This window comes from Paenibacillus ottowii (assembly GCF_050516475.1).
GTDB lineage: Bacteria > Bacillota > Bacilli > Paenibacillales > Paenibacillaceae > Paenibacillus > Paenibacillus ottowii.
Map to the genome: position 1 here is coordinate 2805383 of NZ_CP191577.1, position 22591 is coordinate 2827973.

General features: G+C 48.0%; 18 protein-coding genes. 3 read left to right on the top strand and 15 right to left on the bottom strand.

Annotated features, from left to right (window positions below):
* Nucleotides 1–98: 98 nt before the first annotated feature.
* Nucleotides 99–1517, top strand: coding sequence for a VanW family protein (locus ACQQ6X_RS13090; RefSeq protein WP_305165692.1), 1419 nt, complete (start codon nucleotides 99–101; stop codon nucleotides 1515–1517).
* Between the two features lie 71 nt (nucleotides 1518–1588).
* Here the strand turns inward: ACQQ6X_RS13090 and ACQQ6X_RS13095 are convergent, their stop codons facing one another.
* Nucleotides 1589–2761 carry an S-layer homology domain-containing protein gene (locus tag ACQQ6X_RS13095; protein WP_305165693.1) on the bottom strand — a complete coding sequence of 391 codons (1173 nt, stop codon included), beginning with the start codon at nucleotides 2759–2761 and terminating at the stop codon, nucleotides 1589–1591.
* A 268-nt stretch (nucleotides 2762–3029) separates the two neighbouring features.
* Here ACQQ6X_RS13095 and ACQQ6X_RS13100 point away from each other — a divergent pair, with 268 nt between their 5' ends.
* Complete coding sequence (locus ACQQ6X_RS13100; protein WP_305165694.1) at nucleotides 3030–3818, top strand: alpha/beta hydrolase; 789 nt, start codon at nucleotides 3030–3032, stop codon at nucleotides 3816–3818.
* 78 nt (nucleotides 3819–3896) lie between these two features.
* Here the strand turns inward: ACQQ6X_RS13100 and ACQQ6X_RS13105 are convergent, their stop codons facing one another.
* The 13 genes from ACQQ6X_RS13105 to argC all read right to left on the bottom strand — a co-directional run bounded on the left by ACQQ6X_RS13105 (nucleotide 3897) and on the right by argC (nucleotide 20341).
* On the bottom strand, nucleotides 3897–5537 hold the full coding sequence (locus ACQQ6X_RS13105) for a glycosyltransferase family 39 protein (protein WP_305165695.1): 1641 nt from the start codon (nucleotides 5535–5537) through the stop codon (nucleotides 3897–3899).
* Nucleotides 5538–5640: 103 nt separating this feature from the next.
* Nucleotides 5641–7242 (bottom strand): ArnT family glycosyltransferase, encoded by a 1602-nt coding sequence (locus ACQQ6X_RS13110; protein WP_305165696.1) that lies wholly within the window; start codon nucleotides 7240–7242, stop codon nucleotides 5641–5643.
* Nucleotides 7242–7658, bottom strand: coding sequence for a GtrA family protein (locus ACQQ6X_RS13115; protein ID WP_063212308.1), 417 nt, complete (start codon nucleotides 7656–7658; stop codon nucleotides 7242–7244). The genes ACQQ6X_RS13110 and ACQQ6X_RS13115 overlap by 1 nt, the downstream gene beginning before the upstream one ends.
* Nucleotides 7621–8628 carry a glycosyltransferase family 2 protein gene (locus tag ACQQ6X_RS13120; protein WP_305165697.1) on the bottom strand — a complete coding sequence of 336 codons (1008 nt, stop codon included), beginning with the start codon at nucleotides 8626–8628 and terminating at the stop codon, nucleotides 7621–7623. Before ACQQ6X_RS13120 ends, ACQQ6X_RS13115 begins: the two co-directional genes overlap by 38 nt.
* 23 nt (nucleotides 8629–8651) lie before the next feature.
* Nucleotides 8652–11111, bottom strand: a complete 2460-nt coding sequence (locus ACQQ6X_RS13125) for a glycosyltransferase family 2 protein (protein ID WP_305165698.1) — start codon at nucleotides 11109–11111, stop codon at nucleotides 8652–8654.
* Nucleotides 11104–11355, bottom strand: a complete 252-nt coding sequence (locus ACQQ6X_RS13130; protein WP_149034488.1) for a hypothetical protein — start codon at nucleotides 11353–11355, stop codon at nucleotides 11104–11106. The genes ACQQ6X_RS13125 and ACQQ6X_RS13130 overlap by 8 nt, the downstream gene beginning before the upstream one ends.
* A 529-nt stretch (nucleotides 11356–11884) precedes the next feature.
* On the bottom strand, nucleotides 11885–13297 hold the full coding sequence (gene argH / locus ACQQ6X_RS13135; protein ID WP_305165699.1) for an argininosuccinate lyase: 1413 nt from the start codon (nucleotides 13295–13297) through the stop codon (nucleotides 11885–11887).
* 87 nt (nucleotides 13298–13384) lie between these two features.
* Nucleotides 13385–14620: an argininosuccinate synthase gene (locus ACQQ6X_RS13140; protein ID WP_305165700.1), complete on the bottom strand. Its 1236-nt coding sequence runs from the start codon at nucleotides 14618–14620 to the stop codon at nucleotides 13385–13387.
* Between the two features lie 50 nt (nucleotides 14621–14670).
* Nucleotides 14671–15627, bottom strand: a complete 957-nt coding sequence (argF, locus tag ACQQ6X_RS13145) for an ornithine carbamoyltransferase (RefSeq protein WP_305165701.1) — start codon at nucleotides 15625–15627, stop codon at nucleotides 14671–14673.
* A 48-nt stretch (nucleotides 15628–15675) separates the two neighbouring features.
* Complete coding sequence (locus ACQQ6X_RS13150) at nucleotides 15676–16938, bottom strand: acetylornithine transaminase (protein ID WP_305165702.1); 1263 nt, start codon at nucleotides 16936–16938, stop codon at nucleotides 15676–15678.
* Nucleotides 16939–17003: 65 nt separating this feature from the next.
* Nucleotides 17004–17843, bottom strand: coding sequence for an acetylglutamate kinase (gene argB / locus ACQQ6X_RS13155; protein ID WP_305165703.1), 840 nt, complete (start codon nucleotides 17841–17843; stop codon nucleotides 17004–17006).
* A gap of 116 nt (nucleotides 17844–17959) precedes the next feature.
* A complete protein-coding gene (argJ, locus tag ACQQ6X_RS13160; RefSeq protein ID WP_305165704.1) occupies nucleotides 17960–19186 on the bottom strand; it encodes a bifunctional glutamate N-acetyltransferase/amino-acid acetyltransferase ArgJ in 1227 nt (408 codons plus the stop codon).
* A 105-nt stretch (nucleotides 19187–19291) separates the two neighbouring features.
* A complete protein-coding gene (argC, locus tag ACQQ6X_RS13165) occupies nucleotides 19292–20341 on the bottom strand; it encodes an N-acetyl-gamma-glutamyl-phosphate reductase (protein WP_305165705.1) in 1050 nt (349 codons plus the stop codon).
* Nucleotides 20342–20663: 322 nt separating this feature from the next.
* Between argC and ACQQ6X_RS13170 the strand changes: the two genes are divergently transcribed.
* Nucleotides 20664–21551, top strand: coding sequence for an SMP-30/gluconolactonase/LRE family protein (locus ACQQ6X_RS13170; RefSeq protein WP_305165706.1), 888 nt, complete (start codon nucleotides 20664–20666; stop codon nucleotides 21549–21551).
* A 94-nt stretch (nucleotides 21552–21645) separates the two neighbouring features.
* Here the strand turns inward: ACQQ6X_RS13170 and ACQQ6X_RS13175 are convergent, their stop codons facing one another.
* On the bottom strand, nucleotides 21646–22545 hold the full coding sequence (locus ACQQ6X_RS13175) for a YitT family protein (protein WP_063212297.1): 900 nt from the start codon (nucleotides 22543–22545) through the stop codon (nucleotides 21646–21648).
* Between the last annotated feature and the right edge of the window lie 46 nt (nucleotides 22546–22591).

Below are 22591 nucleotides of genomic sequence, written 5' to 3' on the forward strand. Positions count from 1 at the left end.
TAAATAGTACCGAAAGTTTTCCGCTTTTGGCACATATATATGAATATTGTGGCACACGAATACGCTATCAAGCTTATCAGACAGGAGACATCTGCATTATGAAAAAAATTCATTTATCTGTCATCTGGTTATGGTCTGGGGTTCTGGCGCTGGCAATACTGTGGGGAGGACTTCATCTGTACGCCGACAGACAAACCCTGCCAGAGGGAGTGAAGGTTGGCGGCGTCAACGTAGGGGGCATGGATAAAACAATGGCTCTCCAGTTAGTGGAGAAAAAACTGGATGAATTGAAGCAGCGTCCTCTGCTCCTCACGGACAGCGACAGCAGTGCACAGGATATAAAGCTGACACTCGGGGAAGCAGGGATTGACTATAAAGCGGATGCCTTCCGGAGCGCAGTAAAGGCACTTAGCGCGGGGCATCTATGGACTCGTGCGCAGACACGTTTTAGCTTTGAAAAGGAATGGCCTATTACACCTTTCCGGCAAGAGAAATTTTTACAATCAAAATTTGGAGCGGATTGGGAGGAGCAGCGATACGGCATGCCTGTCAATGCAGTGCGTCAGATCGATACAAACGATCAGATTCGGTATATTCCGGGGCGCTCTGCCCGTCGTCTGGATTGGCCCAAACTGAACGTTGCAATGAACAAGGCACTCCCCAGGGATTTTACGGCTTCCGAGAATCCGATCCGAGTGGAATTGCCGTTCTACCAGCTGGAGCCGAAAATTACGGTCGACAGTCTGCGCAGTGAAGGCATTGAGCGAAAAATCACCCAGTTTTCCACCAGTCTCGGCAGCAGCTCGGAAGGGCGTGTGTATAACGTAAATTCAGCGGCAAGCGCCGTCGATGGTACAATTCTCAAACCGGGTGACATATTCGACTACGGCCAAGTGATTGCCAAGGCTGAGCGCACTCATGGCTTTCGTGAGGCTCCGGTGATCGTCAACGGACGGTTGGAGTCCGGCATTGGCGGTGGAATTTGCCAAGTGTCCAGCACAGTCTATAATGCAGCGCTGCGAGTCGGCCTGGACATTGTCGAGCGCCGCAACCATTCCTTGCCAGTCAGCTACCTGCCCAAAGGTCAGGATGCGACTTTTGCTACAGGGTCTATTAATTTTCGTTTTAGAAATAATACTGGCAAACATTTACTCCTACGTGCTGCGGTTCAAAATCGAACGCTGACTGTTAAAATTTTTGGTACATTCCCATCGAATATTTCGTATGAACTTGAATCTCACACCGTTCGTGTACTCCCTATACCAGTAAAAAGAATACGTGATGACTCACTATCCCCTGGCTTCTTTCAGGTCATTCGACAGGGCAAAGAAGGATATGTGGTAGAAACATTCCGAGTAAAAAAGGTAAATGGAAAAACTATCGAGCGCACCCGTATCAGCCGCGATACGTACCGAGCGCAGCAACGCATTATAGCTAGTTATGGTGGTAGCACATCGTCTGATCCACAAACACACGAACCGGAGAAACCTATCGTGGAAGACGGCATAAGCGAATAAACGAAAAAATCCCCCTTGACTACTGACTGGATTGGTTCCAGACAGAGTGAAGGGGGATTTGTCGTTCTATATTACTCGCTGCGTTTACTCAAAACCGAGATTTCTACAGGCTCACTTTCATGGCCGTCTGTATCTTTAGCTTTGATCACCAGTCTAACTGTCGCTTTTTGAGTAAGCACACTGATGCTAAATGTGCCGTCATCTTTGGCTACTGCACTGCCGATAGGCAGATCGTTGGAATAGGCAGTCACTGTGGAACCAGCTTTTGCTATCCCTGTAATCGTACTTTCACCATCGTACACATCGTTGACTTTCAGTGTACTTGAAGTAGCGCCCGCGGTTGTGTCTGTAGTGTTGTCCGCAGTCGTAGTTGTGTTTGTGTCGGTGCTTGTCTCTGTTGTTGTAGCGTTGTCCGTAGCAGTCGTAGTCGTGCTATCTGTGCTTGTGCTGGTACTTGTGCTTGTGCTGCTATCTCCTGTTTTAGTTCCAGAAGTTGTGGACGTGTTACCATAAGTGGAATCTGTCACGTTACTGTATGTGGAATCTGTTACCGTTCCACCAGGAGTCGTCGTCAGATTATCAACAGGGCTCAGGTTGTAACCGGATGCAGCATCCAGAATAGCAACCGCCTCTGCACGAGTCAGTGGCTTCAGTGGCTGGAATTTACCATCCGGATAACCGTTGATGATTTTTTGCTCCACAGCTGCCGCTACACTTTTCTTCGCCCAGGATCCGATTTTGTCGGAGTCAATGAATTTAGTAACATCTGCTGCATTACCCGCAGTCAGCCCAATAGCTTTGCCAATAATCGCAGCTGCTTCCTGACGTGTTACCTTACCATTTGGTTTGAGCTTGTTACCTGCATAGCCGCTTATGTAACCTGCATTCACGGCATTTGTCAGTTCGTTGTATGCCCAGTGGGATGCCGGAACATCTGTGAACGTTCTGCTTCCATTACCGTTTACTTTCACACTGCCTCCATACGTTGCGTCTGTCACCACTGGAGTCTCCTGCGTGAACGTTCCCAAGCTGCGGTTCAAAAGCACGATAAATTCTGCGCGTGTGATCGCTGCATCCGGTTTTACCGCTCCGCTCAATTGCCCCGTAGCTGACCAGCGTTGCACCTGATCTCCTGCCCAATGGCCGCTTGTAGTTTGAGGAGCAGCTGCCGCTGCGCTGAATGCGCTAAGAATAAGACCTGTACTCAGTACACCTGTAATTGTGGTTCTTAACTTTTTCCCCATGCTATAAATTCCTCCCTCAGATTGGATTCATCAATCTTTTTTTAAACACTTTACCAGAAATCAAACCCAAATAGCCCCTAAATTAAAAAAATCGTCCCATTTAACCATACCCCCTCCTAATGTAGGATAAATAAGAAACGGGACTTAATACCTAGCTATTCACTTGGATATGTATATTTGGACAGGTCACAGTATACTGAGTGAGTAATCAGTTGTAAGCAGAAACAGGTCAATGAGATCACATAACCCTAGGAAAAGAGGTTTTCTTATGGCTCTTATTCAATGTCAGTTTTATTCGGAAGTTCTTGGTCTTAGCACATCTATGCATGTTATTCTTCCGCAGGCAACTCGCTCACAGATTGGGATGGAGGGCAAGCAGGGAGCAGGGCCACACCCGACCCTGTATTTACTGCACGGTCTGTCGGACGATGATTCAACCTGGCTGCGTCGAACCTCCATTGAACGCTACGTTGCCTCTATGGGCCTTGCCGTCGTCATGCCTCAGGTGCATCGGAGTTTCTATACGAATATGGAGCAAGGGGCGGCTTATTGGACCTTTATCAGTGAAGAATTACCAGCTTTGGCACGTTCATTCTTTCCTCTGTCCGACAAGCGTGAAGACAATTTCGTAGCTGGGCTTTCTATGGGTGGGTATGGGGCCTTCAAACTGGCACTTCAGCATCCTGAACGCTTTGCAGCCGCTGCCAGTCTGTCGGGGGTCATGGATTTACACGCATCCCGCACCGATCCTATGCAAAATGCTATGAGTCCAGCGGAATGGCTTAACATTTTTGGGCCAGATGAAATACGTGGAACGGATCACGACTTGCTGGAGCTGCTACAACGTCATGCCACCGCGGAGACCTCACTCCCCCAACTCTACCAATGCTGCGGTACAGAGGACTTTTTATATAAAGGAAATCAAACTTTTCGTGAAACATGCAACTCTCTTGGAGTTCCGCTGACCTACGAAGAAGGTCCTGGAGCTCATGAATGGGGATACTGGGACGCGAAAATTCAGGATGTACTGGCGTGGCTACCGCTTGAAGGGCACTAATCAGGCAAAAAAATCCCCGCAGCCTTTCTCACCGCATCAAGCGAAGGGAATGGGCTTCGGGGATTGTTGTTATGCACATCAGGGATTTGTCGTCGTCTCCGTCGATGGAGATCCTTTAGTTGTAGTTAATGATTTAGGCAGCACTTTATACAGGCGCCACTCGCCATTAAACTCACGTTCAAGCTGAACCCATGGGGCCCCATGTTCATATAAATTCGGATATACCATATTGATCTTACTCAGTGGCATGCCTGACATAATCTTAGGTACAAGGATATAGTCTACATGATTGTCCTGCGGATAACTTAATGCCTTATTGAACGAATAATCACTGGTGATCAGAAAGCGTTTGGGATATTGGCTGTAGACGATCATCGTATAGGCTGAAGCCGAATCAGTCATAATGGTCGACTTCGGCAGATGCTGGTCCAGCCAGACGGCTATCTTACGATCTGATTCCTGTCTCACATAGTTCACATTCCCCGTACGTGTGAGAAAGCTGTTCTCATCCGGTGCAATATCCGGGCGAGTCAACGCATAGGACAGTAATCCAGCAGTAAGTAGCAGACTGACAGACACTAGACCAAAGGCTGCCCTCCGCCATCGTCCCTGAAGCTGGCTCAACTCATAAGGCAACCAGGCTACGGTAATTGGAAATACATACATAAAATAACGAAACCAACCATATGAGGATTGCTTCATCATAAGTAAAAATTGCAAGCCCGGTACAGACAGGAACAATAATAAAATAATCAAGGTACCCCACCGGAATAAACGTCCACTCAACAGACGAATGAACAGAATAGCAAACAACGGCACAGAATACCAGATAGTTTTGGAAGCAATAAACTTCAGGGCTACCAACGGACTGGAAAAAATCTCTACAAATTTATCATCATTGAGCAATTCTGCCGATTGGGCTGTGTTCGAATACTCTGAATTCAAGAAATAAAGAGCATTTCCCATGATGAGATAGTTAAAGAAAATCCACAATAGCCCGGAAAAGACCACAGGGAGCAGAAGCAGTAACCAGGTTGCCTCGACTTTATGCAGCCTTTCCCGCCAGACCAGTTCGCGTCTACCCAAGTTGCGATGAAGAAATAAGATCGCCAAGACCACGCCAACAGCCATAGCCACGCCTAGAGGTACCGCTTCATAGCGAGTCCAGAACGCCATGGCAAGCGCTAATCCAGAAACAATCAGACTTGCCGTCATACGATCCTTGAGCCATAGCGCAAATTCAATGACCGTCATCATAATAAAATATATGTATAACGAATCGCTCAGACCGTTGGCACCAAACAGTAAAACAAACGGATTCAGTGCATACAGCAATGCCAACAGCAAGCTCATCCTGGAGCTAAGCCCTGTTCGGACACCCGCCCGATATAGCAGCATTGCGGTCAAAGCAGCAAAGGTAGCACTCAGAATAACAGCAGCCAATCCATAGGAGGCTAATGCCGGAAAAATTGGATACAGCAATAGAATCACCATTTCCAGCAGACTGGGTAGTGGATTCCAGATAAATCCGATGGCACCCAGATGTGGATCGCGGCTATACAGCACATAAAATGCGTTAGCTACCCGACTGAGCGCGTCTGTGTGCATATATCCTAGAACATAGCTGAAATAAATGCCTGCAGACAGCTCCAATGCAAGTATAAACACAAACAGACCGATACCCATCCATCTGCTTGCAGACCATTTGCGAAAGGACATTCCTCTCGTTCCCCCTCAAACTTGTTGCGGTGGTGCAGCTGCAAGGAACTCACGCCCCACAGCTACCTCCTTTCTCCGCTACGACGCAGTAAAACGCAATAAATTATTGCGTTTCTGCATGCTCTATTTTGTACAATCGCCACTCCCCGTCAAAGTCATGCACCAACGAGGCCCATGGCGCCCCCTTTTCAAACAGATCAGGATAGTTCCGGTTCACCTGATCCAGCGGTACCCCTTCCACCAAGCGTGTGACCAAAACATAGTCCACCTTGGAAGCAGGTAGATTTATTAAAGCTTTCCCAAAATCATAATCACTCGTGATCATAAACTTCTTCGGAATTTTACTGCTCAAAATGATCGGATAGGCTGTATAAGAATCTGTCAAAATGAGCGATGAACCATAATGTTCATCCAGCCATGGCCCTATTTTCCGTTCAATCACTTGCCGATCATAGCTCTCATTGCCGCTATGCGTCAGATAGCTATGTTCATCAGCTGCAATCGCGGGATTCGTCAGTGCGTAGGATAACAAGCCTGCTGTTACCAACATTCCTACCGTTACCAGTGAGATTCCGATCCCACGCATTTTTCCCTTCAATAAACTGAGTTCATATGGCAGCCAAGCAACTGTAATCGGGAATACATACATAAAATATCGGAACCAGCCAAACGAAGAATGCTTAAACATTAACAAGAGTTGCAGTCCAGGTACCGACAAAAAAATAGCCAGCAACGTTAACGTACTCCAATTCCACAGACGTTTGTCCAATAGACGTATAAGCAAAATAGCAATCAACGGAGCAGCATACCATAAAGTTCGCTGCCCGACAAACTTTAGCATCAGCACAGGGTGCGCAAACATTTTCACAAAGCGTTGATCCTCCAGCAAAGCCGCTGATTGTGTGGAATTGGAATATTGCGAGCGTAAAAAATAAAGCGGGTCGCCCATGATAATCCAGTTAAAAAAGAGCCATAGTAACCCGGAAAAGACTAGCGGCAGCAATAATAGAAGCCATGTCGCTTCAACTTTATACAGGCGCTCTTTTAAAGACAATTGCGTTCTACCCTTCTCTCTGTTTGTACGCCACCGATGCAGTGAAAGAATTGTCAGCAATACGCCTACAGCCATTGCAACACCTAGCGGGACCGCTTCGTAGCGAACCCAAAAGGCCAAGGCAAGCGCAAAACCGGATACGATCAGATTCGCCGCCTTGCGATCCTTAAGCCACATACAGAATCGACTCACTGTCAGCAGGATAAAAAAGATATAGGGCGAGTCACTCAAGCCGTTGAACCCAAATAAAAACATAAACGGATTCAGTGAAAATAACAGCGCAATCAGCAAACTGGTTGCACCGCGAAGCCCTAGTTCTTTTCCCGTCCCGTACAATAATGCTGCGCTCGCCCCAGCAAACAGGCTGCTCACAATCACTGCTGCCAGCCCGTGGGAAGCGAGTGCGGGAAACAAAGGATAGAACAACAGCACAATAAGTTCCATCAAACTCGGTAGCGGATTCCATACAAAACCGATAGCACCCAAATGTGGGTCACGGCTATACAGCACATAAAATGCATTAGCCACTCGACTGAGCGCATCGGTATGCATATAGCCCAGATGCCATGCAAAATAAATACCTACTGCGAGTTCTAAAGCAGTAATACAAGCAAACAACGACAGCAACTTTCCATGTTTCTTTACGATCATTAAACCTCTTTCTGACGCTGTTGCGGAACGGAGAAGATCCAATAGCGGTTCCAGATATAATTATGAATGGGCACGATGATGGTAGTTAGGACTTCACCGATTAGATACGACCAACCGATCCAGTGAATGGTTACGTACATGAGACCAGCATTCAAAAGCAAGCCGCAGGTACAGACCAATACATATTTAAGAAACTGAGTCCGACTTCCCTCGCCGGTAGGCTCGAACGTCCAGTTTCGATTCAGCACGTACGAGACGAGCAACGTAACTATAAAGCCTATTGTAGTAGCCGTTACCGCAGGTATCGCAAACAGCTCCACCAGCAGCACAAGCACACCGACGTGAATGCCTGTGCCCAGCAGTCCGACAATACCGTATTTAATGATTGGATACTTTAGATACGAACGTCTGATCATGTTGATTAAACTCCCTATCCACCCACAATCGCTCAGCATTCGCCCGTTTGTCTGCAATTAGATAACGGGGTCTGGCTTTGACTTCGTGATATATGGCGGCAATATATTCTCCTACCACTCCAATCGACAGCATGAGTACACTGCCGATAATCAAAAGCAGTAAAATGACAGTGGTAAACCCGGTCACAGCGTCACCCGTTATTTTGTGCATCAAGGTTTGAATCCCCAACACGACCGAAATCAGCATGAAAATGAGACCCATTAAACTCACTACCCGCAAAGGTACTGTCGAAAACGAAACGATCGCTTCCGCGGCCAATCGAAACAGCCCTAACGGACTCCAGCGGCTTGGACCCTCTTCTCGTGGAGCCACCCGGAACGTAATCTGAGTTTTACGAAAACCGAGCCAGGCGGTCATCCCGCGAAAGAACGGCATACGCTCTGGCATCGCCATCCAGGCATCCACCACTCTTCGATCCAGCAGCTTATAATCGGAGGCATCCTTGAGATTAAAGCCTGTCAAACGATTCAAAGTCGCATAGAACAAAGAAGCTCCGAGCTTTTTGCCTACAGACTCTTCTCCCCGAAATTCTTTCACACATTCAACTAAATCATAACCTTCATTTTGCCATAACCGTACCATTTCCCCGATCATCTCAGGAGGATGCTGCAAATCACCGTCCATGACAATGATCGCATCGCCAGATGCATTTTCCAAACCTGCGCACAACGCCAGCTCCTTACCAAAATTCCGACTCAGCCGGAGCGCGAGTAGAGAGGGCATACGACGGGACAATTCGGACAGTTTGAGCCATGTATCGTCTTTGGAACCATCATCTACAATAATAAGCTCATAGCGTGAGGTGACAACAGACAGCACCCCATCAATCACCTTAAGCGAACGTTCGAGATGCGAGCCTTCATTGTACATGGGAATGACGACGGATAAAAAAGGATTTTTTGTCTCCATTCTTGCTCCTTCTTTCTTCATATTCAGGAGGACTGTGCCGGGGCATCATCCAAATCGTGCATATCGGTTAGACCATGTGTCGTCTTCTCCCAATAAAACGGCTTGGTTATAAGCTGCCATGCTGCTTTTATCGCAGCTATACTCATAAGTACCCAATATAACGGCGAGAGTAGCCCATATTTGACCATCGCGTATGAAAATGTTCGTTCACCGCGCTCTTCCAGTTCCCCGATGACCCAATACATGCCGGCCACATTACTGAATACGAACAGAAAGTTACCGATATAAAATTCCGCGCTGGCCAAGTAGTACACATAGCCCGGGAACAGTTTGGGAATAAAGGACAACTCCCAGCCAAACCACAAAATAAGCAAGCCCCAAAAAATAGGGTTCAATAACGGCAACATCGGAGTCGCCAGAATCATCACCTGAAAACCGAAAAAGCCTTTCCAGCCCACTTCGCGCACCAGCTTAACCGGATTGCGCATATGGACCAACCATGTCTGCATATATCCCTTGATCCAGCGTGAACGCTGACGAATCCAGTTGCCCACGCGGCTGTTCGCTTCCTCCCATGTGCGGGAATCGACAATGGCCGTTTTGTAACCCCCTTTATACAGACGAATGCCTAGATCCGCATCCTCGGTTACATTATAGGGGTCCCACGCATTAATATCTTTCAATACAGATACCCGAAAATGATTGGACGTACCGCCTAGCGGAATCGGGGTATCTAACTGCATAATTCCCGGCAGCAGCAATTCAAACCACATGCTGTATTCTTGTGTGAACCAGCGGGTCAGCAAATTTTGGGTACTGTTAAAATAATTGAGCTTTGCTTGAATACATGCGTAATTTTCAGGGAGTGAATCAAACGCGGCAATAACCTTTTTAAGTTGGTCGGCATCTGGACGATCCTCCGCATCGTAAATGACGACAAATTCGCCGCGAGCGCGAATAAGTCCATAATTACATGCCTTTGGTTTGGTTTTCGGCAAGCCATCGGGCACGACCAATGTGGTGTAATAGGCTGGCAGCTTCATTTCCCGCAGCAGCTCAATCGTCTCAATGTCGTCCTCTTCAATCAACAGCCGTACATCCAGCTTGGACTTTGGATAATCCAACTGTTCCAAATTCCGCAATAACATCGGAAGCACGCCCGCTTCCCTATACATCGGGACAAGAACCGTATAGATCGGCAGTCTCTTTTCATCCATGGCGTCTACCTCTTCCTTCGTGAAACGAAGCTGCGCCCCACGTCGGGAACCGAGATAGATAATTCCAAATTTGAAAAGCGTCATCGCAAAATAAAAAAGCTGGATCATCATATTAATGATCAGCACTGTCTTCCAGCTGTTCCAGAAGAGGCCGAGCAATGTGATCATTCCCATAGCTGCAAACACCCAGAGCTGCCCCTTGGTAAAGGTGGTCCGCGCCGAATTGTGCGGTTCTTTTTCCAACAGCCCGGTCGTGCTCTCCTGCATCATTTCTTCACCGTAGATTTTCCCCCAGAGCTGCTCCATCTCTTCCTTTGTAGCAAGCACTTGCTCTACTGGCATACCCAGAATTTCTTCCAGCTTCAAGCGGCGCTCTTCTGGCAACGGATCACTGACCGCTACAATATAACGGTTCATATATTGATGGATAACGACCACGCCATAAGCCATGGCCACTTGCTCGGGTAGTTTGTACGCCGCATCTAGCGCAAGCTCCTCACCAATACGCCCGATTCGGTTCTGGGTAGCAATCGCGCGGTACAAATCCGCAGGCTCCAGCATTTGCAGTGACAGCAAGATGTCGCCGAGCAGTCCGCCGCTCTTCGCCTGGAACTCAAGCGCGCGCTCTAGCTGCTCTGGTGAGATATAGCCGGAACGAACCAGCATGTCGCCTAATCTTTCCTTGGACTCATCGCCATCAATCTGCTCCTGTAGCTGCTCTGTTGTAATGAAGCCCATCTCTACAAGAATATCGCCCAGTCTGCCACCGTAACGCTTCTGATTGCGAATAGCGTCTGTCAACTGATCGCGGGTGATCAACCCGCTCTCCACTAATTGATCTCCCAGGCGGGCCTTGCCGTTTCGTCCGGTTGACGTTTCTGCTGTAGACTCTCCGCCTTCTGTACCTGTGATACTGGAGGCTACACCCATAGCAGCCCCTGCTGCTACCTGTTCCTGCCCAGATGCATACTGGACTTGCGCCTCTTGCTCCTGTCCATCCTGTATCCCTTCATCCAGCAATTGTTCCACAGCTGCTGCCGTATCATTGGCATTCTGAATAGCCTGAATACGCAGTTCTGTATCCCGAAGTCGCCGTTCCAGCTCTTCGATGTGAAAATCAAGCTTGTACAGTATCGGGGCCTGCTCAGCACGCTGTGCCTCTAGCTGTTGTTGCAGTTGTTCGATTCGCTGACGCTCTTCTTTTATTCTTCTCTTGGTTTGGCGAATTGAAACTCCTCCAACCTGCCACCTAAGCTTGTCACCCATGAATTCCCGCCCTTTCAATCCAGCGCCGCTCTTCCGCAAGCGCGTCTGCAAGCTGCTGCTTTAACTCAGCATCCCGCTGCTTTTTCCGTTCAAGCGCTGCGTGGAAAAGCTCACGCTCCTCACGCAACAGCTTCTCCGCTTGGATTCGCTCCTCATGCAATGAGGATACGAGTTGATCCGCGTCAGTAGCACGATAACCGATCCAAGCACTCTTAAGCTGGCGCGTCGTTCGTTTAGTTCTCATAATACCTCCCTGGATCGTCCCGACTCTACCTTTTGCCCTGTCGCTACTTCAATATTTTTACCAGCATTTTTTTACAGCATTTTTTCGAAACCAGGACACACCTGCTTTCTCATTGAAACCCTTCATTTACACATTTATGCAATTTCCCTAGTCAAAAAAACCAATAAAAACTTGATAATGATTGATCGCATATGCTTCTTGTTCTACTAAATTGGTAATTCAATGAAAAACTTAGTGCTATTCTACCATAATCATGGTAGACGTAGTATACAAAAATGTAAATTCTAGAAACTTTCACACTAATGTATGAATAGGTATATAGAACTATGTATATCAACTTTCGCTCCCAATAGACTTCCAATAATCTATGTAGTTCATGTTTATTCGGATCATAAAGCATTCAAATACCTCAGAAAACACAAAAGACACCGCGAACGGTGCCTTTAGAAACATAGCTGGCAAATATTCTTAAAATCTGATTTTACACAGCATCCCATTGCTGTGCAAGAGAATAATTCTTTTTTTCGGATTATTTATTTGGCTTATGACCTTCGAACCATATTGATGTGTTTGCCAGAAGCTGTTCACTACGCCCAATGGCTGCCTTCACCTGGTCTGTGGCGGTTCCGCCATATACATTCCGAGCATTGACTACCGCTTCTGGTTGAAGCACCTCGTAAATGCGCTCGTCAAACAGATCCGAAAACTGCTGGAATTCATCCAGTTTTAGATCAAGCAGATATTTGTCCTGCTGGATGCAGTACAACACCGTTTTGCCAATGACCTCATGGGCCTGACGGAACGGAAGTCCCTTGCCGACTAGGAAGTCCGCAATATCCGTTGCGTTGGAAAAATCCTGGTTGACCGCTTGACGCATGCGATCCTTGTTCACCTTCATCGTGGCGATCATCGGAGCGAACAATTGCAAGGCTCCCTCCAGCGTAGCCACCGTATCGAACATCCCTTCCTTATCCTCCTGCATATCCTTGTTGTATGCCAGTGGCAAGGACTTCAGTACAGTCAGCAGACCGACGAGATTTCCATAGACACGCCCGGTTTTGCCACGTACAAGCTCCGGTACATCCGGGTTTTTCTTCTGTGGCATAATACTGCTGCCTGTGCAGAAAGCATCATCCAGTTCGACAAAACCAAACTCTGTGCTGCTCCATAGCACCAGTTCTTCGCTCAGACGGGACAAATGCGTCATAATTAGCGAGGCCCCGGCCAGAAACTCTACGATGAAGTCCCGGTCACTGACAGCGTCCAGACTATTTTCATAGACTCCGTCAAAACCCAATTGCTCTGCTACAAAATGACGGTCGATCGGGAAAGTGGTTCCTGCCAAAGCGCCAGCCCCTAGCGGCAACACATTGATGCGCTTGTAGCTGTCTTTAAGACGGTCAATGTCACGCTCCAGCATGGACACGTACGCCAGCAAATGATGTGCGAACAAAATAGGCTGAGCACGCTGCAAGTGTGTGTACCCAGGTACAATCGTATCCAGATTGTCTTTAGCCTGCCCAATTAAAGCAACTTGTACATCATGCAGCATACCTACCAGCGATACCACACGTGCGCGCAAATACAAGTGCATATCCGTTGCTACCTGATCGTTACGACTGCGTCCAGTGTGCAGCTTACCGCCGACAGGACCAATGGCTTCGATCAGATTTTTTTCGATATTCATGTGAATATCCTCATCCGAAACGGAAAATTCAATTTCCCCACGGCGGATACGCTCCAGAACGGTGTGCAGTCCTCCCTTGATCGTGTCCGCATCCTCCTGCGGAATAATACCGCATTTGCCCAGCATGGCCACATGGGCCAAACTGCCTTGAATATCTTCTTCCGCCAACGCCTGATCAAACCCAATAGAAGCCGTATATTCCTCTACCAGCTTGTTTGTTTGCTTTGTAAACCGTCCGCCCCATAGCTTACTCATTGCATGATCCCCTCTCTGCAATAACAAGCCGCCCTCGTCGTTTGGACAAGAACGGCCCGCATTCCGTACATTTTTTAGATTACTTCTTTATTTATGATTTTGTGTTACGCCGGCATTAACCTTCAAACGCAAAGCATTCAAGCGGATAAAGCCTGTCGCATCGCCTTGATCGTAGGCTTGTGTCGGATCAGCTTCCATGGTTGCAATGTCTGGATTGTACAAGCTAACCGGACTTTTAACGCCTGCACCGATAATATTGCCTTTGTACAGCTTCACGCGCACGGTACCCGTGACATTTTTCTGGCTCTCATGAACCAGAGCCTGTAAAGCGACACGTTCTGGTGCGAACCAGAATCCATTGTATACCAAGGTAGCATAACGGGTAATCAGGCTATCTCGCAGATTCATAACCTCGCGATCCATCGTGATCGATTCCATTTTGCGGTGGGCTGTGAACAAGATTGTACCGCCTGGCGTCTCATAGACTCCGCGACTCTTCATACCCACAAAACGGTTCTCCACCATATCTACACGTCCGATACCGTGCTTGCCGCCCAGTTCATTCAGTTTTTCCATCACTTGCAGCGGAGTTAGCTGTTCACCATTTAAAGCGACGCAGTTGCCTGCTTCAAATTCCAGCTCCAAATATTCTGCTTCATCAGGCGCGTCCTCCGGCGCATTGCTGAGCAAGAACATTTCTTTATTTTCAGGAGCGCTCGGATCAAACCAAGGGTCCTCCAACATGCCGCTTTCATAGCTGATATGCAGTAGATTGCGGTCCATGGAGTACGGCTTGGCTGCAGAAGCGGTTACCGGAATACCGTGTTTTTCCGCATAAGCAATCATTTCTGCCCGGCCCGGGAACTGATTGCGGAACTCTTCCAGCCGCCAAGGTGCAATGACTTGGATATCTGGCGTTAGCGCCGCCGCATTCAGCTCGAAGCGCACCTGATCGTTACCTTTGCCTGTTGCGCCGTGAGCAATGGCTGTTGCTCCCTCGGCAATCGCAATATCGACCATCCGCTTAGCAATCAATGGACGTGCAATACTCGTTCCGAGCAAGTATTGCCCTTCATATAAAGCACCCGCTTGAAACATCGGGTAGATAAAATCCTTAGCGAACTCATCACGCAGGTCATCGATGTACACTTTGGAAGCCCCCGTAGCGAGTGCTTTTTCCTCCAGGCCGTCCAATTCTTCCTTTTGACCGATATCTGCGGTGAATGCGATGATTTCAGCATCATAAGTTTCCTTAAGCCATTTCAGAATGACCGACGTATCCAGACCGCCGGAATATGCGAGTACGATTTTTTCTTTTGCCATTATTAAAGTCCTCCCCGATGCTTATACCTCTATCTTCTTAACGATCAGCCTTATCCCATTAAAGCAACTAGCAACGCTTTTTGCGCATGCAGACGATTCTCCGCCTCATCAAAAATGACCGAATTGGGACTATCAATTACGCCTGCACTCACTTCTTCCCCACGATGCGCAGGTAGACAGTGCAGGAATAAATAATCCGGCTTCGCGAGCTTAACCAGCTCCTCATTTACCTGAAAATTAGCAAAAGCAAGCTCACGTTCCTTCTGCTCTTCCTCAAAGCCCATGCTTGCCCACACGTCCGTGTAGATCGCATCGGCATCTTTTACTGCTTCCTGCGGACTTTGAGTGATCACAATTTCACTACCTGTCTGTTTGGCAATCTCACGGGATGCCGCAACCACGCTCGGGTCAGGCTCGTATCCAGCTGGACTTGCAATGGAGACATGGACTCCAAGCTTGGCTCCACCAATCAAGAGGGAATGTGCCATATTGTTGCCGTCTCCGATATAAGCCAGTTTGAGCCCTTTTAGCTTGCCCTTTTGCTCATACAAGGTTTGATAATCAGCCAGCACCTGACACGGATGCGCCAAATCGCTCAAGCCATTGATTACGGGGACGGATGCATAACGTGCCAACTCTACAACATTATCGTGTCCAAAGGTACGAATCATAATGCCGTCCAGATAACGTGACATGACCTGGGCCATGTCGCTAATAGGTTCACCGCGGCCGAGTTGAATGTCATTCTTGCTGAGGAAAAGGGCATGCCCGCCCAACTGATACATACCGACTTCAAAGGATACCCGTGTACGTGTAGAGGATTTTTCGAAAATCAGTCCAAGCGTTTTCCCCTTCAGCGGCTGATAAACTTCTCCGTTTTTGTGCTTACGCTTAATTTCAATGGCGAGCTCAATTAAATACTGGATTTCCTCTGGCGAATAGTCGTCCAGTTCAAGAAAGTCCCGCCCTTTCAAGTTCACTTGTTGCAGTGCGCCGCCCTGGCTCATACGATCCTCTCCTTATACCCTCTTGTCTCGAATGCTTCTGCCTTTACACTAAGCTACATGCTCTCGAATCAATTCAGCAATCCATGTTACAGCCTGATCTATTTCGTCTTTCGTTACATACAGGTTAGGCAACAGGCGAATCACGTTCGGTCCTGCTGTAATGAACAGAATGCCCTTCTTCTGTCCTGCTAGAACAAGCTCTGCTACTGGCTCTGCACACTCAATCCCGACCATCAAACCTTTTCCGCGGATATCCTTCACAAAAGGAAGATCTCCAAGCTGCTTTTGCAAACTATGGAAGAGATAATCTCCCATTTCGGCAGCGCGTTCTGGCAGCTTGTCATCAATAATCGTTTCAATAGTTGCTTGAACCGCTGCCATAGCAAGCGGCGTACCCCCAAAGGTAGAACCATGACTGCCCGCCGTGAACGCTTCACGCAAATATGCTTTGCCGAGCATTGCACCGACCGAAAAGCCACTGCCCAATCCTTTCGCCAATGTAAAAATATCTGGTTCTATTCCATAATGTTCAAAGGCAAACAGCTTTCCTGTCCGTCCCATACCTGTTTGCACCTCGTCAATGATCAGCAGCAAGCCATGCTCGTGGCACAGCTTGGTAATCACGTCTACAAAAGCAGGGTCTACCGGATACATGCCACCTTCAGCCTGCACCATTTCCAGCATAATTGCTGCTGTATTCTCATTGATCGCTGCTTCGAGCGCAGCCTGATCATGAAGTGGAACGCTTTTGAACCCGGCAGGAAGTGGTAGAAAGCCTTCCTTCACTTTGTCCTGACCCGTAGCAGTCAAGGTTGCCAGCGTCCGTCCGTGGAAGGATTGCGTGAACGTAATGATTTCATAGCGACCGGTCTGCTTCACCTTCTGGTGGTAACGACGCGCCAGCTTAATTGCAGCTTCGTTCGCTTCAGCTCCGCTGTTGCAGAAGAACACGGCATCTGCGCTGCTATTTGCTGTCAGTAACGCCGCAGCCCGTTCCTGTCCAGGAATATGAAACAGATTGGATACATGCCACAGTTCATCAATCTGTTGTTTCAATCGCTCAGCTACAGCTTGAGGCGCATGGCCGAGATTGGTAACGGCAATACCTGACATGAAATCCAGATAACGTTTGCCCTGATCATCCCACAGCCAGCTTCCTTGTCCTTTCACCAGTGTAAGCGGATATCTTGCGTAGTTTGGAAAAAGAGAGCTATTTGTCTGTGCTTTTGCCGGCTCCTTTTCCGCTTGTGCACTGCTTCCATTCGTACTCGGCATTTCCTCACTCACCAGCGTATTCGGTTCCTTACTCATGTTGTTCACGCCCCTTTATCGTTTGGTTATTTTGATTATATAATCGAGCAATATATTGATTGCAGTTACTGCATACGCACGATGCGTGTTCCAATCGATTCTCCGCTCAGCACACGGCTGAGTACTTGCGGTTCGCTCCCATCCACAATAACGACTTCCTTCACTTTTCCGTGAATGCAAGCAATAGCCGCTCTCACTTTCGGGATCATACCGCCGTAAATTTCACCCGTGCTGATCATATCTTCAATTTCCTGTATGGTGATCGATTCCAGTACTTTCTTTTCTACACCATTCTTTTTTAATATGCCAGGTACATCCGTCACAACAATCATCCGACTGACCCCGAGATGAGAAGCCACCGCTCCCGCGGCTGTATCGGCATTAATGTTGTAACGCTGACCGGATCGATCAATGCCGATAGGCGCAATAACTGGCATATAGCCCATATCCAGCACACCCGTAATAATCGAAGCTTGAACAGATGTTACCTCTCCAACCCAGCCGACCTCTGCGGCATTCGGCACAGGCTTTGCCTCGATTAAATAGCCATCACTGCCCGACAAGCCCAGCGCCCGCCCTTCGTGCATCCCTATTCTGCGTACAATCTGCTTGTTAATGCTGCCTGCCAACACCATTTCCACGACATCCAGCACGGGTTCAGTCGTTTTACGCAATCCATGAATGAACTCTGTTTCGATTCCCAGCTTTGCCAAATTGTCAGAGATTGCAGGCCCGCCGCCATGTACAATGACCGGGTGAAGACCTTCCGACTGCAGACGGGCCAAGTCGTCAAAAAAGGAATCAGGCAACGCAGCCAGTGTACTTCCTCCGCATTTCATCACAAAATTACGACGTGCCACTCCCGCATGTTTCACTTGATCCGCATGTCCCACTGCCGATTGCATATCATCTCTCCTTTTCTCCTCTGTACAATCTGTGCGATTTTCAAAATGATGCAAAACTATATCCGCTAGCTTCTTCTATTAACTATGAATTAGTCCATCCGTGTTTAATCTGCTATCTATGTCCGGTATGCCGCGTTAATCCGCACATAATCATAGGTTAGGTCACAGCCCCATGCGGTAGCCGTTCCGCTCCCGTGATGCAAATCAACGATAATTCGCACCGTATCACCACGTAAATAGGAGAGCGCCTCGGCTTCATCAAAAGCGACCGGACTGGATTGACTCAGCACCCTAATATCACCCAAGTAGATGTCTACCGTATCTGGATTGACCGGTTCTCCGGCACGTCCGACAGCTGCAATAATCCGTCCCCAGTTGGCGTCTGCGCCAAAAACGGCCGACTTCACCAGGCTGGACCCGATTACAGTCTTGGCTATCGCCTGGGCTGATGCATCGCTCACCGCTCCGCTCACAGACACTTCTACCAGCTTCGTAGCACCTTCTCCATCACGAGCAATCGCCTTGGCCAGTTCCCGGCAAATATAGGTGAACGCCTCGGCAAAAGCTTCCCAATCAGGATGGTCTGCTTGCAACTCGCTATTGCCCGCCAGCCCGCTCGCCATAGCGATCAGCATATCGTTCGTGCTGGTATCCCCATCGACCGTGATCATATTAAAGCTGGTGTCCGTGGCCTGCTTTAATAGTTGATGAAGAGCCGTCTGTCCGATGACTGCATCACAAGTTATAAAAGCGAGCATGGTCGCCATATTCGGGTGAATCATACCCGATCCTTTCGCTGCCCCGGCGATGTGCACAGTCACACCATCCACTTCAACTGACACACACGCTTCCTTTTTAACCAAATCCGTTGTCAGAATGGCTTGGCTAAATTGCTCCGCCCCATCGTCTGCCTCGCTCATCCGCTCAGGTAGTGATGATATCCCGCCAAGCACACGGTCCATTTTCAGATGCTCGCCAATTACACCAGTCGAGGCAACGGCTACATCGCTCTCTGCCACACCCAGTTCACGAGCAGCAGCCGAACGCATAGCATAAGCGTCCTGCTCCCCTTGCTGTCCCGTACAGGCATTGGCGTTCCCGCTGTTCACTACTACAGCCTGCAATCGGCCGTTTGTCAGGCTCTCGCGGGTCACCTTCAGCGGTGCAGCCTGAAACACATTAGTGGTATACACCGCAGCTGCTGTCGCCTCTACCTCACAGCGAATCGCGCCGATATCGTTGCGATCTGTATTTTTTAACCCACAGTGCAAGCCCCCGGCTGTAAAGCCACGCGGAGTTACAATGTTGCCCTCATGTACTACTGTAAACCCTACTTTGCCCATAATCATGTGCCCTCGTTCGCAACATATGGGAGGCGTAATAGCTAGACGCTTATATTCTCAAACCTGCCCGCTATCGTTCCCCGTACTGTTGCGTTTACGCGCTACTTACGGATATACCGGTATGAAGCCCAGCCCGAGGTTCTCCTCCCATCCCATCATCAAATTTAAATTCTGAATCGCCTGCCCAGCGGCACCCTTCACAACATTATCAATGACAGAAATAATCGTAAGCCGTCCGGTACGGGCATCTGCTGCAAAACCGATATCACAGTAGTTTGAACCAAATACTTCCTTTGTTGCTGGCCATATACCTTCGCCACGTACACGGACAAAAGGACGGCCTTTATAATAATCCCGGTATAACCCGATCAGATCCTGATCCGTGTGATCACCTTTTAGCGTGACGTAAATAGTACTCATAATTCCCCGCGTCATAGGCACAAGCTGTGTCGTAAACGTAATTGTAACGTCCTCATCCGCAACATCACCCAATACCTGTTCGATCTCAGGGATATGTTGGTGCTTATTCACCTTATAAGCCTTAAAGTTTTCGTTCATTTCGGCATAATGTGAAACAAGACTTGTTCCCCGACCGGAGCCGGATACCCCCGATTTGGCATCCACAATCAGTGACCGATGGTCGATCCACCCTGCCTTCAAGGCAGGAATAATACCCAATAGTGTTGCCGTTGGATAGCAGCCTGGATTCGAAACGAAAGAAACTCCAGCAAGCTTTTCTGCATACACCTCGCTGAGTCCGTATACCGCTTGCTTGAGATATTCAGGTGAAGCCGCAGGCTTTTTATACCATGCTTCATACGCTTCCCCGCTTCGGAGCCTAAAGTCGCCGGAAAGGTCAATTACCTTCAATCCGGCATCCAGAAGCTGTGGCACTAAATGGGTACTAACGCCCGAGGGCGTAGCTGTGAAAACCAAATCAGCCTTGGCAGCAATTTCATGGACATCGACACCGTCCAAATCCTGTACCACAATGTCCGTCAAATGTGGAAACCCGTCACTAATCGGTACACCCGCGCTGGACGAAGAAATAACAGATACAATCTCCACCTGAGGATGATGAACCAAAAATCGAATCAGCTCCACTCCGCCATATCCAGTGGAACCGACAATTGCTACTTTTAGCTTGCTGCTCACAGACCTTCCTCCATCCCGTCCCTATGAATTATGTATTATTATACGACTCTATTCATATAAATACAACACCTCATGTTATGTTATGCCTCAAAATTAAAAATGTGCGTTCTCGCCCATTTGGACGTTTTGCATAAAGAGAGAAAACGTTTCTTTTATACTATCTTGTATACTGGTAATCATCTGGATTATCTACTTGCTGCACTAATGTATTCGTAGAATATGGAATAGGGTATAAATAGTCAGTGGGCACAGCAGGTACCGTGCTACGACAATTAACCTATAGTTAGGGGGGTTACACATCGAAACATATACAGCGAATTTGGTGATAGATGCTAAAGCAAAGTTAGGCGAGGGTCCTAGTTGGGACCACCAGTCGCAACGTTTATTGTGGGTCGATATTGAAGGCTTTCAATTGCACATCTACGATCCATCTACAGGCACAGACCGTACAATAGACGTGGGTGAACATATTAGTGCAGTTGTACCTTATCTTAAAAATAAAGTAATCGTAGCCATGATCAGCGGTCTATACTGTTTGGATATAGAGACAGGGACCAAAGTATTGATCCACAATCCTGAGGAAGGTAGAACAGGCAATCGATTTAATGATGGTAAATGCGATCCTGCAGGACGTTTTTTGGCAGGAACAATGAGTTTAAATGGCGAACGCGCGCAGGGAGCATTATATAGTCTAAGCACCACAGGCAGCGTCTCCTTACTGATTGATAAAGCCTCCATATCTAATGGCTTAGCCTGGAGTCCAGATCATCGTACCCTGTATTTTATTGATACTCCGACCTTGGAAGTAGTCTCCTTCGATTACGATGTGACACAAGGTAACCTTATGAATAAGCAAGTAGTAGCTAGATTGGATGAAAGTGAAGGGTATCCAGATGGTATGACGATTGATGCAGAGGGCATGCTGTGGATCGCACGGTGGGGTGGTAAGCGTGTCTCTCGTATCCATCCCGCTCATGGAGAAGTGATTGCCGAGGTGTCAATCCCAGTCAATTGTGTGACTTCGTGCGCTTTTGGCGGTGAGCATCTGGATGAGTTATATATCACAACTGCTCAAGATAACGATAATAGCGATCAACCATTAGCAGGCGGTTTATTTATGGTCAAAACCGGGGCAAAAGGAGTACCGACCTCCTATTTTAATCAAGGACAACCGGCAGATTGGCTTGATCTTTTATTAAAAAGAACTTGATAAAACTGTTCTGAAAAAGAGAAAAGCCCACTACATCAGTGGGCTCTCCTGCATTAATTCATTTAAGAGTAAGCGTCCAGCAGGCCATATTACGTTAGCCTTCCCTTTTGAACCCTTCCCCCAATACTTCACGTGTATTACTAATAATCACAAAAGCCTCCGGGTCTACCAAGCGGACAAGCGTTTTGAGGCGGGTTACCTCGTTTTGCCCGACGACAACCATAAGCACAGGCCGTTCTTCGTTCGTGTAACCCCCACGTCCTGCAAGCTCTGTCAATCCACGATCCAAATCCTGCAAAATAGTTTGCGTGATTTTCTCCTTTTGATTGGATATGATGTAAGCCACTTTCGAGTAGCCTAATCCCATTTCTACAGCATCAATGACCTTGCCAGTTACAAACAGACCAATTAATGCATACAGGGCCCGCTCTGGCGATAGGGTGAACCCCGCTAGTGTAATAACCGTTCCGTCCATCAGCATGACACAGAGAGAAAGGCTAAAGCCTGTATATTTATGAATAATTTGCGCTAAAATGGCCAGTCCACCGGTTGAGCCTCTGCCCCGAAATACAGTCCCCAATCCCAATCCTACTCCGATTCCGCCATACAGCGAAGCCAGCAATGGATTGGTGGTGGGAATTGCCCAATCCTTGGTTACATACACGAATAGCGGCAGCATAATGCTTCCCAGCAGGGAACGTAAACCATACTTTTTTCCTAACAGCAGTACCCCTGCTATAAATAACGGAATATTCATGCCCCACTGCGTATAGGCTGGTTCCAGACCAAGCAGCTCCTCACCCAAGATAGACAAGCCAGATACACCTCCGGATGCAATCCGGTTAGGCAGCAAGAACATGTTAAAGGTCAACGCTGTAATGAAGGAGCCGAGTATAATGAGCAAAACATCGGTCACGTTACGCGCTGGCCCACTGGCGGCAATCAGAGGCTTACGCCTTCTTCGGCGGGCAGCGGGAGGGTTCAATTGAGACATCATTCAGGTTCTCCTTTAATAAAAAATACCGTTACGCAAAAATTCC

Coding starts and splice junctions, on each gene's coding strand:
- ACQQ6X_RS13090 (WP_305165692.1), top strand. CDS start 99: ATGAAAAAAATTCATTTATCTGTCATCTGGTTATGGTCTGGGGTTCTG.
- ACQQ6X_RS13095 (WP_305165693.1), bottom strand. CDS start 2,761: ATGGGGAAAAAGTTAAGAACCACAATTACAGGTGTACTGAGTACAGGT.
- ACQQ6X_RS13100 (WP_305165694.1), top strand. CDS start 3,030: ATGGCTCTTATTCAATGTCAGTTTTATTCGGAAGTTCTTGGTCTTAGC.
- ACQQ6X_RS13105 (WP_305165695.1), bottom strand. CDS start 5,537: ATGTCCTTTCGCAAATGGTCTGCAAGCAGATGGATGGGTATCGGTCTG.
- ACQQ6X_RS13110 (WP_305165696.1), bottom strand. CDS start 7,242: ATGATCGTAAAGAAACATGGAAAGTTGCTGTCGTTGTTTGCTTGTATT.
- ACQQ6X_RS13115 (WP_063212308.1), bottom strand. CDS start 7,658: ATGATCAGACGTTCGTATCTAAAGTATCCAATCATTAAATACGGTATT.
- ACQQ6X_RS13120 (WP_305165697.1), bottom strand. CDS start 8,628: ATGGAGACAAAAAATCCTTTTTTATCCGTCGTCATTCCCATGTACAAT.
- ACQQ6X_RS13125 (WP_305165698.1), bottom strand. CDS start 11,111: ATGGGTGACAAGCTTAGGTGGCAGGTTGGAGGAGTTTCAATTCGCCAA.
- ACQQ6X_RS13130 (WP_149034488.1), bottom strand. CDS start 11,355: ATGAGAACTAAACGAACGACGCGCCAGCTTAAGAGTGCTTGGATCGGT.
- argH (WP_305165699.1), bottom strand. CDS start 13,297: ATGAGTAAGCTATGGGGCGGACGGTTTACAAAGCAAACAAACAAGCTG.
- ACQQ6X_RS13140 (WP_305165700.1), bottom strand. CDS start 14,620: ATGGCAAAAGAAAAAATCGTACTCGCATATTCCGGCGGTCTGGATACG.
- argF (WP_305165701.1), bottom strand. CDS start 15,627: ATGAGCCAGGGCGGCGCACTGCAACAAGTGAACTTGAAAGGGCGGGAC.
- ACQQ6X_RS13150 (WP_305165702.1), bottom strand. CDS start 16,938: ATGAGTAAGGAACCGAATACGCTGGTGAGTGAGGAAATGCCGAGTACG.
- argB (WP_305165703.1), bottom strand. CDS start 17,843: ATGCAATCGGCAGTGGGACATGCGGATCAAGTGAAACATGCGGGAGTG.
- argJ (WP_305165704.1), bottom strand. CDS start 19,186: ATGGGCAAAGTAGGGTTTACAGTAGTACATGAGGGCAACATTGTAACT.
- ACQQ6X_RS13175 (WP_063212297.1), bottom strand. CDS start 22,545: ATGTCTCAATTGAACCCTCCCGCTGCCCGCCGAAGAAGGCGTAAGCCT.